General features: G+C 66.5%; 17 protein-coding genes. 8 read left to right on the top strand and 9 right to left on the bottom strand.

The window, feature by feature from the left end:
* Positions 1–6: 6 nt before the first annotated feature.
* The 4 genes from FXO18_RS13490 (at position 7) to FXO18_RS13475 (ending at position 4,099) form a co-directional block, all read left to right on the top strand.
* The gene (locus FXO18_RS13490) at positions 7–2,031 is read left to right on the top strand and encodes a hypothetical protein (protein WP_149361629.1); all 2,025 of its coding nucleotides are present in this window, start codon (positions 7–9) and stop codon (positions 2,029–2,031) included.
* A gap of 9 nt (positions 2,032–2,040) precedes the next feature.
* Entirely contained in the window at positions 2,041–2,691 is a 651-nt protein-coding gene (locus FXO18_RS13485; RefSeq protein ID WP_149361628.1) for an ATP-binding cassette domain-containing protein, read from the top strand.
* Between the two features lie 8 nt (positions 2,692–2,699).
* Positions 2,700–3,065, top strand: coding sequence for a hypothetical protein (locus tag FXO18_RS13480; protein ID WP_149361627.1), 366 nt, complete (start codon positions 2,700–2,702; stop codon positions 3,063–3,065).
* A 113-nt stretch (positions 3,066–3,178) separates the two neighbouring features.
* Positions 3,179–4,099, top strand: a complete 921-nt coding sequence (locus FXO18_RS13475) for a hypothetical protein (RefSeq protein ID WP_149361626.1) — start codon at positions 3,179–3,181, stop codon at positions 4,097–4,099.
* Positions 4,100–4,116: 17 nt separating this feature from the next.
* On the opposite strand, the gene FXO18_RS13470 is transcribed toward FXO18_RS13475, so the two are convergent.
* Complete coding sequence (locus tag FXO18_RS13470) at positions 4,117–5,010, bottom strand: LysR family transcriptional regulator (protein WP_149361625.1); 894 nt, start codon at positions 5,008–5,010, stop codon at positions 4,117–4,119.
* 94 nt (positions 5,011–5,104) lie between these two features.
* Here FXO18_RS13470 and FXO18_RS13465 point away from each other — a divergent pair, with 94 nt between their 5' ends.
* The gene (locus FXO18_RS13465; protein WP_149361624.1) at positions 5,105–5,854 is read left to right on the top strand and encodes an SDR family oxidoreductase; all 750 of its coding nucleotides are present in this window, start codon (positions 5,105–5,107) and stop codon (positions 5,852–5,854) included.
* A gap of 17 nt (positions 5,855–5,871) precedes the next feature.
* Positions 5,872–6,195 (top strand): nuclear transport factor 2 family protein, encoded by a 324-nt coding sequence (locus tag FXO18_RS13460; protein ID WP_149361623.1) that lies wholly within the window; start codon positions 5,872–5,874, stop codon positions 6,193–6,195.
* Positions 6,196–6,304: 109 nt separating this feature from the next.
* Here FXO18_RS13460 and FXO18_RS13455 read toward each other — a convergent pair whose 3' ends face one another.
* Entirely contained in the window at positions 6,305–6,694 is a 390-nt protein-coding gene (locus FXO18_RS13455; RefSeq protein WP_223114765.1) for a YchJ family protein, read from the bottom strand.
* Positions 6,691–7,500 (bottom strand): hydroxypyruvate isomerase family protein, encoded by an 810-nt coding sequence (locus tag FXO18_RS13450; protein WP_149361622.1) that lies wholly within the window; start codon positions 7,498–7,500, stop codon positions 6,691–6,693. The genes FXO18_RS13455 and FXO18_RS13450 overlap by 4 nt, the downstream gene beginning before the upstream one ends.
* A gap of 28 nt (positions 7,501–7,528) precedes the next feature.
* On the opposite strand from FXO18_RS13450, the gene FXO18_RS13445 reads away from it, so the two are divergent.
* Complete coding sequence (locus tag FXO18_RS13445; RefSeq protein ID WP_235900656.1) at positions 7,529–8,287, top strand: SDR family oxidoreductase; 759 nt, start codon at positions 7,529–7,531, stop codon at positions 8,285–8,287.
* A gap of 22 nt (positions 8,288–8,309) precedes the next feature.
* Here the strand turns inward: FXO18_RS13445 and FXO18_RS13440 are convergent, their stop codons facing one another.
* From FXO18_RS13440 to FXO18_RS13415, 6 genes are all read right to left on the bottom strand, one after another.
* Positions 8,310–8,942: an FABP family protein gene (locus FXO18_RS13440; protein WP_149361621.1), complete on the bottom strand. Its 633-nt coding sequence runs from the start codon at positions 8,940–8,942 to the stop codon at positions 8,310–8,312.
* Positions 8,943–9,659: 717 nt separating this feature from the next.
* Positions 9,660–9,965, bottom strand: a complete 306-nt coding sequence (locus tag FXO18_RS13435; protein WP_149361620.1) for a DUF1416 domain-containing protein — start codon at positions 9,963–9,965, stop codon at positions 9,660–9,662.
* Positions 9,965–10,804, bottom strand: a complete 840-nt coding sequence (locus FXO18_RS13430) for a sulfurtransferase (protein ID WP_149361619.1) — start codon at positions 10,802–10,804, stop codon at positions 9,965–9,967. Before FXO18_RS13430 ends, FXO18_RS13435 begins: the two co-directional genes overlap by 1 nt.
* Before the next feature lie 33 nt (positions 10,805–10,837).
* The gene (locus tag FXO18_RS13425; protein ID WP_149361618.1) at positions 10,838–11,287 is read right to left on the bottom strand and encodes a DUF4395 domain-containing protein; all 450 of its coding nucleotides are present in this window, start codon (positions 11,285–11,287) and stop codon (positions 10,838–10,840) included.
* Between the two features lie 237 nt (positions 11,288–11,524).
* Positions 11,525–11,959 carry a thioredoxin family protein gene (locus FXO18_RS13420; RefSeq protein ID WP_149361617.1) on the bottom strand — a complete coding sequence of 145 codons (435 nt, stop codon included), beginning with the start codon at positions 11,957–11,959 and terminating at the stop codon, positions 11,525–11,527.
* On the bottom strand, positions 11,956–12,753 hold the full coding sequence (locus FXO18_RS13415) for an LmeA family phospholipid-binding protein (protein ID WP_187774363.1): 798 nt from the start codon (positions 12,751–12,753) through the stop codon (positions 11,956–11,958). The genes FXO18_RS13420 and FXO18_RS13415 overlap by 4 nt, the downstream gene beginning before the upstream one ends.
* Positions 12,754–12,899: 146 nt before the next feature.
* Between FXO18_RS13415 and FXO18_RS13410 the strand changes: the two genes are divergently transcribed.
* Positions 12,900–13,658, top strand: a complete 759-nt coding sequence (locus tag FXO18_RS13410; RefSeq protein WP_149361615.1) for a winged helix-turn-helix transcriptional regulator — start codon at positions 12,900–12,902, stop codon at positions 13,656–13,658.
* Position 13,659: the final 1 nt, after the last annotated feature.

Raw genomic sequence — 13,659 nt, 5'->3', positions numbered from 1 at the left:
ATGATTGTGGGTCGACCCTATCGGATGTTCGTGCTGGGCCTGTGCAGCGCTGCCGCGCTCGCGATGGTCGTGGCGTTCCTGTTCGCGGTGCGCCTGGATGCCGCAATCGGGAATACGCGCTCGGGTGTCAACGCTTCCCAGCCGGCGGCAAATGCCGACATTGAGGGGGCCATCGCTGCGGTCGCCGGGATCGCTGACCGGGAGAACGCCCTGGTCGTCGCCAGCGACTACGATCTCGTCGACAACTCGCGCATGAACCTGTATGTGCTTGACGCCGGGCGTGGCGGCGATGTCCTCGCCACCGGATATCGGGAGTTCACTGGCGGCGAGGAGCTCGAGACGCTTCCGCTCGCGCCACGGATGCGTGCCGAGATCGCCGGTGCCTACTACGTGCTAGGTCCGGAAGGCATCAACGCGGCGCTGGTTCAGGCGTTGTCCGATCATGGCGTGCCCGCGCGCGCGTGGCAGGCGAACGGTATCGGAGAGAGTCTGCGGACCCCGGCGCATATGACCCTGATCGCGCTGGCAGTGCTGACCACGATCGTGCTGATCTCCGCTGGCGTGGTGCTGTCGTCGAAGCGGTACGCCATCAGCCGTCTCAACGGAGCCTCGGTCGGTGGGCTGTACCTGCGCGATCTGGTCATGACCGCACGGCACGGGGCGGTGCCGCTCGCGGCCACCCTGGGCATGGGTTTTGCCGCGCTGTATGCCTACAACCAGTTCGCCGAGATTGGTAGCTTCTGGCATTGGCTGTCCCGAGGGTTGCTCGTGCTGCTGGTGGTGTGGCTGCTGGTGCATTGGATCGCTGTGCTGGGCGTGTGCTCGGCTCCGCTGGTGGAGGGGATCAAGGGCCGGGTGCGCCAGGTGTTGCTGGTCCCGGCGGTCTACGCGGTGCGTGTCGCGGCCGTCGTGGTGGGGGTGTCGATCATTACCGGGGCGGTGGCGGGGTACCAGCACTACGAGGAGTTCACGCGGGAGGACGCCGCCTGGCAGCCCTACAGCGAGGATTCAGTGATCCGGCCGGGGCAGCTCGGAGCGGATATCCATGATGATCTTGACCAGATGTATGTGGATCTCGGTGAAGCCCTGCACGAGATGGAAGCATCCGGGCAGGTCCGCTACGCGAGCCGCAATTTTGATTCCACTCTCGCGAGCGCGGGTGTTGATAATCTGTTCCGGCTGAACTCTGCTGCCGCGCGGACCTATCTGGAGGGGGCCGATCTGATCGGTGACCTGCCAGCCGTGGGAACAGCAAACACCACGATTGTTGTGCCACCACGTTTCGCGGGGGAGCGGCACCTCCAGGCAATCATTGAGGCCGCCGCCGCGGATTACGGCGCTCCGGAGGGCGCGCCGCCGCCTCGCACCGTTCTCGCCGATGACTATGAGATGTTCTATCCGGACATATTGGGCGGCCGAGTGCTGTTCGACGAACCGATCGTCGTGATCCGCGCTGATGCTGCGCCCACCGACACTTTCTCCAATCTTGGTGCGGCGGCCAGCAACGGCTCGATCCTGCTCACCCCGCAAGCGGTGGCGGAGCTGCGGGATGACCCGCGCTCGTACGGCGTGCTGCAGTTCAATCGTGCCTACGATGCGTGGCAGGCCATGCAGGCCTCATGGGTATCCGAGGTGCGCAAGTTCCAGTTCAACGCCGTGGTCGCGGTAGCACTGCTGCTCATTCTCGCGGTGGTGTCGGTGATCGTCTATGAGCTGCGCAATGCCCAGCGGCTGCGGGTGCAGTTCGTCTCGGGCTGGTCGCCGCTGCTTTCGCGCGGCTGGCTATGGACGGGGGAGGCACTGCTGTTCGCGCTGCCGTACGCGCTTCTCTACCGGTCCTGGTCGCAGAACCAGGAGATCCTGGCCGACCCAGTGCTTGCCTCGAGCCCTGTGCTCGCGCACTACCTCACCCCTGTCACCCCGCTGACCATCACGCTCGTCACCCTGCTGGCGCTGATCGCGCCACTGACGGCGGCACTAGCGGTCCGCCAGCGCGAGCATCGCCTCGGCACCTCGGAGATCCAGAAGTAGGAGAAGAACATGGACATCACCATCTCGGGCTTGTCGAAGTCCTATGGGAAGCACCACCTCTGGCGCGACCTGGACCTGACCATCCCGTCCGGCAAGATGCTGGCGATCACAGGCAAGTCGGGCTCGGGAAAATCAACCCTGCTCAACTGCATCGGACTCATCGACAAGCCCGACGCCGGGTCGATCACCATCGACGGCTCGGACATCACCACTTTCGGCGCTCGTCGGCGCAGGATCTACCGCCGCGACACCGTGGGCTATCTCTTCCAGGACTACGCACTGGTCGACAATGATTCCGCCTACAACAACGTCCGGCTCGCGATTCCGTCGCTCCTCGTCAAGCCCGCTACCAAGGCCGCGATCAACGATGCGCTCGCCACCGTCGGGCTCGACGGGCGCGGCAAGGCCCCGGCTTTCAGCCTCTCCGGCGGCGAGCAGCAACGCGTCGCGCTCGCGCGGCTCCTGGTGAAGAACCCGCCGGTCATCCTCGCCGATGAACCAACCGGCGCCCTCGACCCGAGCAATGGGCAGATGGTCATCGACATGCTCCGGGGATTCGCCAACGCAGGAGCCACCGTCGTCATCGCCACCCACGATCCGACAGTCACCGCAGCCTGCGACGACACCCATTCGATCAGCGAAACAGCATCCGCAGCGTAGGAGAACCCATGAAACCAGCAACACGGAAGCTAGCCATCGGCCTTGCTGCGGTTGTCGCGAGCATCGCTGTCGTGGCAGTGGGGCTGTACCTCAGCATCGGTCTGAATGAGAACCTGGATCGCTTCAACCCTCTCGCGCGCGAGCACAAGGCCTACATCGTGGTCGAGCCCGACGCCAGGAAAGTCGACAACATCATCGCCGTTGACAGCGACGGCGACGAGTTGCCATTCACGGTCGATACGATCGTCTGGGCCAACGGGGCAGAGTTCTACGCGATCAACCACAAGGGCAGCTACGTCGCGAGCGTGGAGCCCCTGGACCCGGAAGGCGTGCCCGCCGCGGCCCGACGTCACCTGGAATCGTTGCGCGACTGACTAGCTCGCACCTGAACTGTTAGCGCCATCACCGTTGGCGTACGGCCCGTCGGATAGGGTGGTAGAGGTCGCGACAAGAGCAACCATGCCCCCGGCGAGAGGCCCACCGCACAATGAACGATGACTACCGGGCCTGCGTGGCTCTGGCTAGTTGTGTGCATGCCGCTCCCGCTAGGATCACCGCCGCGACCGGGCTGGCGCACGACGAGGCACAGGCTGCGGTGGAGCGGCTCAAAGCCGTTGGGCTCGTGCGCCGTTCCCGCGACAACGAGGGCGCGTATCGGCTCGTCCACCCCGTTCTATGGGCGGCTGGCTCAGTGATCCAGGCGCTGCATGCGCGTCCTGCCACCACGATAATTCCAGGGCTCGACGCGATCGGCGGCTTTGCCGGCCTGCGCGAACTGATCGACGCGTGGCGCTGCACGCGGGTGCAGGCCGCGGTGCCGACGTCGATCGACACGTTCTCCGCGATGGTCGAGGAAATCCTGATCAAGGCGAACCGCGACGTCACGTTGCTGCACACCTATCCCATCGCGGACACAGCGAGCTTCCTGCACCACACCCTCGCGTACCTGTCGCACCGGGGCGTGTCGATCCGGGTCGTCCGCGATTCGCGGTTCACCTCCGCCCCGGAGTGGAAGCCCTACATCGAGACTCTCGAAGCACGCGGAATCCCGGTGCGAACTGTCTCCGAGCTTCCAGGCAGGGGCGTGGTGATCGACGGCGGCCGTCTCGCGCTGGTGCACTCGGCCGAGGCGGAGCTGCGGTTCTACGCCGACAATGCGCCACTTGGCCCAGAAGTGCTGAACGGCGAGTTCGCCCGGTTCCCGCGGTCCCCGCTGCTCGTGATCCTGAACCAGCTGTGCTCGGGCGTGCCGGTGGCCCGTGTCGCGGAATCCCTGGGAATGGCCGATCGCACCGTGCTTCGCGCCCGCGACCGGTTGCGGGCCACTTTCGCCGTGGATGACACAGCAGGCCTGATCTTCCACGCGGCGTCTCTCGGCCTGATCGACCCGCCACCGCAAGCGCGATAGCGGCCGAGCCAGCGGGTTCACTGACCCTGCGATTGTGTGACCAGTAGATCGCGCGCTGCCGACACCGTGTTCGGTAGCCACAGCATCTGGACAGGAACGAGGGGCGGGTCCGCCAGGTCGATGACGATTGCTTGGTCGTCCATCACGGGCCCGGGTGGGTCGGTGACGAACGCGATTCCCTCGTTGTCCAGGACGGCCGATGCCGGAGGCGTGCCTTGCACCCGGTTGACGGTGATCGTCGGCTCGAACCCGGCTCGTCGGCAGGTGCTGAGGATGAAGTCGGTGTAGAAGGACGCTCCGGGCGGCCCCCAGACGATGATGCGCTCGCCGCGCAGGTCGCTTACGGCGATCGATCGGCAGGCAGCGAGGCGGTGGGTGGCCCGGACGGCGATCCGCGCTGGGGTGTAGGCGATGGTGGCGGCGGCGAGGTTTTGGGGGACGGCGACGCCGCGTCGCAGCGCTGCATCGATCCGGCCTTCGAGAAGCGCCTGGTGGAACGATCCCGGGTACATCTGGGTCACGGTGATCGGCAGTTCTGGTAGCGCGGCCAGGACCGGCTCGAGCAGGCCATGGACTTCAGCAGGGGTGACGGCCGGGGTGTGCCCGATGACGAACGGCCGGAGTGATGGGGCCGGAGCGTCGCGGGCCTGCCGCACGAGGTGATCGGCGGCCGCGAGCAGGACTTCCGCACCGTCGTACAGTGCCCGGCCGGCCTTGGTGAGCTGGACCTGGCGAGTCGTGCGATCGAAGAGCGCGACTCCTAGCTCTGCTTCGAGCCGGGCAATGGAACTGCTCAGGGCCTGCTGGCTCAGGTGGAGCTCCTGGGCCGCGCGCGTGAATCCGGCCGCGTCCGCGACCGCGAGGAACTGCTGCAGGCGGCGCAGGTCCAGAGGCTGGCGATTAACAACCATAGAGTGTCAATCTACCCCAAAGAACTGTTTCTTATTTGTGGTAGCTGCTCCTAGCGTGGAGTACGCAATCAGCCAATCGAGCAGGAGCAGTGGCATGAACACATTGGAAGGCAAGTCGGCGGTCATCGCGGCCGGAGCCAAGAACCTCGGAGGCCTGATCAGCACGACGCTCGCGCACCGGGGCGTCAACGTGGCGGTCCACTACAACAGCGACAGCACCGAGGCCGATGCAGACCAGACCGTGGCCGCAGCACAGGCCGCGGGCGTCAAGGCATTCAAGTTCCAGGCGGACCTGACCCGGCCCGCGAGCATCGCGGAACTCTTCGACGCCGCCGAAAGCGCCTTTGGCGGCGTCGACATCGCGATCAACACGGTGGGCAAAGTACTGCGCAAGCCCATCGTCGAGACCAGCGAGGATGAATACGACTCGATGTTCGACATCAACGCCAAGTCTGCCTACTTCTTCATCAAGCAAGCTGGTCGCCGGCTCAACGACGACGGCAGCGTCGTCACCATCCTGACCGCCCTCCTCGCAGCATTCACGGATGGTTACTCCACTTACGCTGGCGGGAAGTCCCCCGTCGAGCACTTCGCCCGCGCCGCCGCGAAGGAGTTCGCCGGTCGAGGCATCTCCGTGAACAACATCGCCCCGGGGCCCATGGACACGCCCTTCTTCTACGGGCAGGAGACGCCCGAGCGTGTTTCCTTCCACAAGTCCCAGGCCATGGGCAATCGCCTGACGCGCATCGAGGACATCGCCCCCATTGTCGAGTTCCTCGTCGACGGGGGCCACTGGATCACCGGCCAGACGATCTTCGCCAACGGCGGATACACCACCCGCTAGATCTTGATGGAGGAACGATGACCAGCAAACTGCCCGCAGCAGTCCAGCAACTGATCGCCGCGACCAACTCTGGCGATGTCGAAGGTTTCCTCGGGAGCTTTTCCGACGATGGCGTCGTGGACGACTGGGGCCGCGAGTTCCACGGCCGGCAAGCGATCAAGGAGTGGAGCGATCGTGAATACATCGGCAAGCAGATCACGCTCGACGTGACCCACTCCGCCGTGGCAGGCGACTCCGCGACGGTCACGACGATCGTCGGCGGCAATGGATACAACGGGCCAAGCACGTTCATCTTCGATATATCCGGAGCGCAGGTCTCGCGCATGACGATCCGCGAGTAGCCCCCTCCCGCCACCACTGCAAACGCGATAGAAGCTGCGGAAAACCCAGGTCAGCTTCTATCGCGTTTGGCGGTTTCCATCGCATTTGTGGGCGGCCGGGCCGCCGCCCCTACTCCTCGCCCGGGAAATCCCCATCGACGTACAACCATTGACCCTTCTCGCGGGTGAACCGGCTCCGCTCATGGAGGGAATCACGCCTGCCGGCGATGCGATAGTCCGCGATGAACTCCACGGTGCCGGTCGAATCGAGCAGGCTGCCGCGCTGGGTACCGAGAATGCGCAGCCCGAGCCATTCCTGGCTAGGGTCGAGTTCCAGGCGTCGCGGCCGCGTCGTGGGATGCCAAGTCCGCTGCAGGTAGGCCACGTCGTCCAGCACGAAAGCCGTGTACCGCGATCGCATCAACGCCTCGGCGGTGCCGGCCTTTCGCTCGCCGCTCAGCAGCGCGCCGCAGCACCCCTCGAGGTCCTTGCCGCTGCCGCACGGGCATCCCATGTTCATCTCCACTCGCTCATCCAGGCAAAATCCTGCCCCTTGCCAGTCGCATCGCCAGGGAGGTACTCCAGCGACACCCAGCCGTCGTAGCCGCCTGCTCGCAGATCCTCCACGTGCTCACGCAACGGTATCGACCCTGTGCCCGGCGCGCCACGCCCCGGGGCATCGGCGATCTGCACGTGCCGGATGTCAGCCCGATGCCGCTCGATCGCCGATTCGATCTCCACCCCGTTGACCGCCCAGTGGTAGAGGTCGGCAAGGAGCCCAGGCCGGATCCCCCACGTATCCTCGACGCGGTCGATCAGCGTGACTGCTTCACCGGGGGTGTGGATCGGGTAGCGGGGCGCGCCGCTGAGTGGCTCCACCAGCACTGTCGCGCCTATTCGCTCCGCCGCGCGCGCCGCGAGCCCGAGGTTCTCCACCGCCAGCTCGTCCTGCTCGCCCGGAGAGAGGCCGTCCTTGCGATTGCCCGGCAACGCATTGAATCCCGTTGCGCCGAGTTGCTCGCCGATGCCAACGACGACGTCGACGTTATCGAGGAACTCCCGGCTGTGGAACGGATCCGACAGCAGCCCCCGCTCGCCCGCTGCGAGATCGCCCGCCGCGAAGTTCAGTGTGGACAACCGCACGCCCGCATCGCGGATGGCGCTGACGAAGGCATCGACGTCCCGGTCCGGTGGGCATGGGGAATCGAACGGCCACCAGAACTCCACCGCGCTGAATCCTGCCCGCCGCGCCGCCGCCGGGCGCTCGAGCAGGGGCAGATGCGTCAGCAGGATCGAGCAGTTGACAGTATAGGAATGCGCACTCATTGACGTTGATCCTAAAGGAGCCCCCACCGTGGCAACCCCCGACGCAGCTATCCCCGCAGTAGCGGTCGTCACCGGAGCCGGTAGCGGACTCGGCCGTGCCATCGCCCGCGAGCTGCTCGACCACGGCTACCGCGTCGCTCTCGCCGGGCGCAATGCCACGCCCCTCCGCGAGACCGCCAACGACCATTCCGGCGCGCTCGTCGTCCCCGCCGATGTCACGGACCCCGCATCGGTGCGCGCCCTGTTCGCCGCGGTGCTCGATGCCTGGGGGAGGGTGGATGTGCTCGTCAACAACGCGGGAACGTTCGGGCCGGTGGGCGCGCTCGACGAGATCGCCGTGGAGGACTGGACGGCAACCCTCACCACCAACATCACCGGCTACTTCCTGTGCGCGGCAGAGGCCATGCGGGCCATGAAGCAGCAGCAGCCCCGGGGCGGACGCATCATCAACAACGGCTCGATCTCCGCGCACGTGCCGCGTCCCGGTACAGCCGCCTATGCAACCACCAAGCACGCCATCACGGGGCTCACGAAATCGATCTCGCTCGATGGGCGCCCCGACGGCATCGCGTGCGGGCAGATCGACATCGGCAACGCCGCCACCGACATGACTCACGGGTTCGCGGCGGGGGCTCGCCAGGCCGACGGCACCATCAAGCAGGAACCGACCTTCGACGCCCGCCATGTTGCCGAGGCAGTCCGCCACATGGCCGACCTGCCCTTGAACGCGAACGTGCAGTTCATGACACTCATGGCGACGGCCATGCCCTACATCGGGCGCGGCTAGCTGCTCGCGGCGGGGGCGCGCTCTAGCCGACGTACCGCTGCAAGCGTGCCGACAAGCGTGGCACCAGCTCGCCATCGGGATTGATGCGCTCCTCCACGTACGCGAGATCGCCACCCTCGACGATGCCGTACAGGCGCTTCGCGCCGCCCATCAAGGCCGCTGACTGCGAACGGATCACCACATCAGTGGCGAGCTGCCACGACGACTGCGACAACGGCTCGCCGTAATACAGCTCCACGACGCCCGAGGTATGGGTCAGCAGCAGCTCGATGACTTCTTCGCCATCCTGCTCCGCCATGCGCCAGAAACCAGACTCGCGCAGGTCAGGGGCCACGAAGTTCTGCTCATCGTCGATCACCCAGGTGCGCGAGTCCCACGCCAGGTACTCGCCGCCATTGTGCGTGACGATGATCTCCTGGCCGAAGCGATAATCACCCGACTCGGGATGATTGCCCTCGCCAGTGCCGCGCCACACCCCCACCAGAGGGATCAGCGCGAGCAACGCATCGTTGAGGTTCTCGCCCTCGCGCAGGTTCGCGGTATCGGCGGGCAGGGGCAAGCCGCCCAGTGACGGCACATTCCGCGCAGCCGTCTCCCGGGCACGCTCCGCCGCAGCCTCGACCGCGGCATTGCCACTGCCCGGCGCCGGCGCCATGCCGGAACCGTCAGCTTGCGCCGCAGCGCTCAACCCAGCCGCGTCTCGATCAGCTGGCTCATGAGCGGCAGCGCCATCGCTCTGATTGTGCGCGTCGCTCACTGCTTCTGCTCGTCCGTGACGAGGCGATACACCACGTACACGGAGAACCATGTGATCAGCAGGCTGGACAGGACCAGGAGTGCCTCAAAGATATAAACCACCACGGGTGTGAGTGTATCCGCCCGCCTCGCGCGCGACCACACGGGGCTGGTGGTAGGGCTTGGGGCTTGTGCTTCGATCCCGGCGGAGCTGCCACGCTTGGCGCGCAGCTGCCACGGAACTTGCTGAGCTGCCACGGATATTTGCGTGGCTGGAAAGCGCAAGGGTGGCAACAGCCGGTTGTGGGTGGCGGCTGGACGAGGATTGCGTGCCCGCCGCGCCCGCCGTGCTGTGCTGCTCTCCCAGTGGAAACTTTTCCCGCTCCAAGCGGGAAACGTTTCCACTGGGAGAGGTGGCGGGGCCCCAAGCCACCGGAGCTAGCCACCCGCGCCCCGGCCGCCAGCCACCCAAGCCACCCGGCCAGCACCCCAGCAAGCCCCCGCGAACAGCACGCTGGCCCGCACCGTTCGTGACGGTACGGGCCAGCGTTGGTGCCGACGTGTCCATCCGTGGATGGCTGTGCCGGTGGCTAGCGCGCGCTGGACGAGGGACGAACCCGGGCCAGCACGGGTGCTGCTATGCGCCGATGGTGATGTTCACCTCATGGACGCCGTTGCTCTCGGGAGCGACAGTGGCCTGGCCGTTGCCGGCGTTGGAGAGGGCGCGGACGGTCCAGCTGCCGGGGGCGGCGAAGAAGCGGAAGTCTCCGCTGCCGGAGGCGACGACCTCGGCGGTGAACTCGCCGGTGGAGTCGAGGAGGCGGACGTAGGCGCCGCCTACCGCGGTGCCGTCCTGGTTGACGACCTTGCCGGTGATGACTGTTTCCTTCTCGGCGTCAACGCCGGAGGGCAGGTTGTGGCCCTGCACAGGTGCTCCGCACATTACTTTGCTGCTCCCAGTTCGATCGGTACGCCGACGAGTGAGCCGTATTCGGTCCAGCTGCCGTCGTAGTTCTTGACATTGTCGTAGCCGAGGAGCTCGCGGAGCGCGAACCAGGTGTGGCTGGAGCGCTCGCCGATGCGGCAGTAGGCGATGATGTCCTTGCCGTCGTCGAGGCCCTCGGTCTTGTAGAGCTCGCGCAGCTCGTCGTCGCTCTTGAAGGTGCCGTCCTCGTTGGCGGCCTTGCTCCACGGCACGTTGATGGCGGTGGGGATGTGGCCGGCGCGCTGCGACTGCTCCTGGGGGAGGTGCGCGGGCGCGAGGATCTTGCCGGAGAACTCGTCGGGCGAGCGGACGTCGATGAGGTTCTTGCCACCGATGGCGGCGATGACCTCGTCGCGGAACGCACGGATGGTGACGTCCTGCGGCTGGGCCTTGTAGTCGGTGGCCTCGCGGTCGGGGACCTCGGTGACGAGGGGGCGCCCGTCGAGCTCCCACTTCTTGCGGCCGCCGTCGAGGAGCTTGACGTCCTGGTGGCCGTAGAGCTTGAAGTACCAGTAGGCGTAGGCCGCGAACCAGTTGTTGTTGCCGCCGTAGAGGACGACGGTGTCGTCGTTGGAGATGCCCTTCGCGGACAGCAGCGCGTTGAACTGCTCCTGGTTGACGAAGTCGCGGCGCACGGGGTCCTGCAGGTCCTGCTTCCAGTCGATCTTGACAGCACCCTCGATGTGGCCGCCGTCGTAGGCGGAGGTGTCCTCGTCGACCTCGACGAGCACGATGCCGGGCTGGTTCAGGTTCTGCTCGGCCCAGTCAGCTGTGACCAGGACGTCGGAGCGAGCCATGGGTTTCCTTTCGTGAGGGGTGTGCGCGGATGGTTACGCTGCGGTTCCGCGCCCGGTGGGGGCGAGGCGAGCCGCGAGGGGGTAGATCTGGCAGCCGAGGCAGATGCCGAAGGCCGCGTTGAGGAACGCCGCCGCGAACGCGAAGCCGACGAGCACCTGTGCGGCGAGGATGGCGCCAGCGAGGTAGGCGACGAGTCCGGCGGCGGCGAAGGTGAGCCCAACGAACTGGGCGAACTGTACCGGCGCCGCGGGCTCGCGCTCGGTAACCGGGCCGAGGCGGGGCGCCACGATGCGGCTGTAGAGCATCCCGTAGGGGGAGTGCCGGGGGCCGCGGGTAGCGCCGATGCCGAAGATGACGGCCTGGGCGGCGAGGAGTGGCCACCAGTTGGTGGCGAGAACGATGGCAAGGACGGCGGTGGTGATCCACGCGGCGAAGCGGGGACCGCGCACGTCGATGCCGGGTGTGGTCTGGGTGAGTGCCATGGGGTCTGCTCCTGGTGTTGAGGTTCCCGCGCGCGGCACGGGGTCAACGATGGGCCTGGACGGGTATTCGTCTGGGCGTGGCGGAACAGCGGCGCTTGCGCGTCACATGCTGTTCCAGCTCAGGAACAGAGACAACAACAACCACCGAGGCGGCACAGGTCTACCGTGCGGCGTCGGGTGAGCATGAGCTCATGGTTGGTCTGCACGTTTCTCACCATACCGCGCTCTCTCGTTTTGTCAGCTTTCCTGTCCACTTATTGAGACGAGCGCGTCGGCGAGGGCTTCCCGCGTGGGCACCCCGGGGATGCGGAAGCGCTGGTGGCCGTGGGTATCGAAGAGCAGCGTCGTCGGCAGCGAGAGGATGCTGAGATCCCGGCTGAGCTGCGCGTGCGCGTCGATGTCGAGCTCGATGTGGGCAACGTCCGGAAACTCGGGCAGGGTGTCCTCGATCACGCGGCGCACGGCGGCGCACGGGCCGCACCAGTCCGCGGTGAAGTGGACGATCGTGGCGTGGCCAGGGAGCACTCCGGCCTCGGCGAGCCCCTCATGGTGTGGCTCGCGGGGATGTGCCGCGGGGCTGGTCGCGATGACGCTGCCGTGGCGGCGCTGCCAGAGCAGGCCCACAGCGGTGGCGATGGCGGTGGCGGTGCCGAGGATGAGGATTCCGGTCATGGCTGTCCTGCGGTGGTGGGGGCCCTGTCGTGGTCGAGGTCGAGCGTGACGTTCTCGGTGATCGCCTCGACGATGATGCGACCGCCCTGCGGGTAGGCGTAGGCGGGCTGCTGGCTGAAGGGCACCTCGGGGATTGTCATGGTCATCTCGAAGGAACGCAGGACTTGCTCGCGCTGTTCCTCGGGGATGGGGATCTCGCGATCGCGGTTGGGGCCGTTGTAGAAGCGCAGGGGCGCGATGGTGAGCATGTTGCCGTCGAGGCGCAGGCGTGCTTCGACGGTGACGGGCTCGCCGTCGGTCGATCCGGGTGGCGTGGCGGTGAGCATGACGGGGCGGAACCTGTTGATGACCTCCTCGGTGGCGGCATCGAACGCGTCGATGAACGTGACGGGGAAGAAGGACAGCCGCAGGTCGGGCAGGTCGAAGCGGCGCCCGAGCTCGGTCTGGCCCATGACGACCCGTCCGGTGAGCTCCTCGGCGGAGAGCGCGGTGATGCGCTGCTGGTACCAGCGGCCCGGGGTGATCCGCGCACCAGTCAGGGCTGCCTCCAGTGAGACACGCCCGGCGTAGTCGGTGGGCACATGGTCGACCTGGATGTCGATCTTGTCGTACTGGCCGGAGATGATCTGTGGGAGCACGGGGAATCCCCGCAGTATGACGTGTGGATCGGAGTCGAGCTGAGCACTATCGCGCAGGGCACGGGAGATCCTGTGCTCGGTATATGCTGCGGTTCCGAGCTCGGCGATGATGGCAGCGGCGAGAAGGACGAGGACACCTAGGATCAACTTGCGCACTCCCTTATTGTTACTGACACCGGGCGGTAGAACGTCCGTACTGTGAGACTGACGCGTTAGTCTGTGTGGGTTCGAGCCATGCTCATGCCTCGTGGCAGGGCACCTTGGGCTGCTGGCTACCAGTGGAGATGAGGAAAGGGGACGGCGTGGAGCTGCTCTTGCTGACGGCCGATCCAAACCCGGAAGCGGTCCTGCCGTCCTTGGCTCTGCTGCCCCATACGGTCCGCCCCGCGGCGGCTGACGTGTCCTCGTTGCTGGAGACGAGCAACGCGGATGTGGCGCTGGTCGACGCGCGCAGCGATCTTGCCTCGGCGCGCGGGCTGTGCCGGATCCTCGCGAGCACGGGCGCCTCGGTGCCGGTGATCGCGGTGCTCAATGAGGGCGGACTGGTCGCGGTGAGCTCAGACTGGGGGATCCAGGACATCCTGCTGCCCGGCACCGGCCCTGCCGAGCTCGATGCCCGCCTGCGGCTGCTGGTGGGCCGCACCACGATGGCGGCGCCCGAGGAGGAGACCGGACTGGTCACCCTGGGCGATCTGATCATCGATGAGGGCACCTACACCGCGCGCCTGCGGGGCAGGCCGCTCGATCTCACCTACAAGGAGTTCGAGCTGCTCAAGTACCTGGTGCTCAACGCTGGCCGGGTGTTCACCCGCGCGCAGCTGCTCCAGGAGGTGTGGGGATACGACTTCTTCGGCGGCACCCGTACCGTCGATGTGCATGTGCGGCGGCTGCGCGCCAAGCTCGGTGCGGAGTACGAGTCGCTGATCGGCACGGTCCGCAACGTGGGCTACAAGGCCGTGCGACCGACCAAGTCCAGCAAGGTAGTGCAGGAACCGGCCGCCAGGGATGCCAGCGACGAGCCAGGCATCGCGGAGGACGAAGCAGCCGACGAGGACCAGTGAG

The organism is Lolliginicoccus suaedae (genome assembly GCF_008312885.1).
GTDB classification, from domain to species: domain Bacteria; phylum Actinomycetota; class Actinomycetes; order Mycobacteriales; family Mycobacteriaceae; genus Lolliginicoccus; species Lolliginicoccus suaedae.
Note: the sequence above shows the minus strand (reverse complement) of the source record. Positions and strands in the feature narration are given on the sequence as shown.

Bases quoted from the DNA above. Each gene is read 5' to 3' on its own strand.
- FXO18_RS13485 (WP_149361628.1), top strand. From the start codon at position 2,041: ATGGACATCACCATCTCGGGCTTGTCGAAGTCCTATGGGAAGCACCAC.
- FXO18_RS13480 (WP_149361627.1), top strand. From the start codon at position 2,700: ATGAAACCAGCAACACGGAAGCTAGCCATCGGCCTTGCTGCGGTTGTC.
- FXO18_RS13475 (WP_149361626.1), top strand. From the start codon at position 3,179: ATGAACGATGACTACCGGGCCTGCGTGGCTCTGGCTAGTTGTGTGCAT.
- FXO18_RS13470 (WP_149361625.1), bottom strand. From the start codon at position 5,010: ATGGTTGTTAATCGCCAGCCTCTGGACCTGCGCCGCCTGCAGCAGTTC.
- FXO18_RS13465 (WP_149361624.1), top strand. From the start codon at position 5,105: ATGAACACATTGGAAGGCAAGTCGGCGGTCATCGCGGCCGGAGCCAAG.
- FXO18_RS13460 (WP_149361623.1), top strand. From the start codon at position 5,872: ATGACCAGCAAACTGCCCGCAGCAGTCCAGCAACTGATCGCCGCGACC.
- FXO18_RS13455 (WP_223114765.1), bottom strand. From the start codon at position 6,694: ATGAACATGGGATGCCCGTGCGGCAGCGGCAAGGACCTCGAGGGGTGC.
- FXO18_RS13450 (WP_149361622.1), bottom strand. From the start codon at position 7,500: ATGAGTGCGCATTCCTATACTGTCAACTGCTCGATCCTGCTGACGCAT.
- FXO18_RS13440 (WP_149361621.1), bottom strand. From the start codon at position 8,942: ATGGCGCCGGCGCCGGGCAGTGGCAATGCCGCGGTCGAGGCTGCGGCG.
- FXO18_RS13435 (WP_149361620.1), bottom strand. From the start codon at position 9,965: ATGTGCGGAGCACCTGTGCAGGGCCACAACCTGCCCTCCGGCGTTGAC.
- FXO18_RS13430 (WP_149361619.1), bottom strand. From the start codon at position 10,804: ATGGCTCGCTCCGACGTCCTGGTCACAGCTGACTGGGCCGAGCAGAAC.
- FXO18_RS13425 (WP_149361618.1), bottom strand. From the start codon at position 11,287: ATGGCACTCACCCAGACCACACCCGGCATCGACGTGCGCGGTCCCCGC.
- FXO18_RS13420 (WP_149361617.1), bottom strand. From the start codon at position 11,959: ATGACCGGAATCCTCATCCTCGGCACCGCCACCGCCATCGCCACCGCT.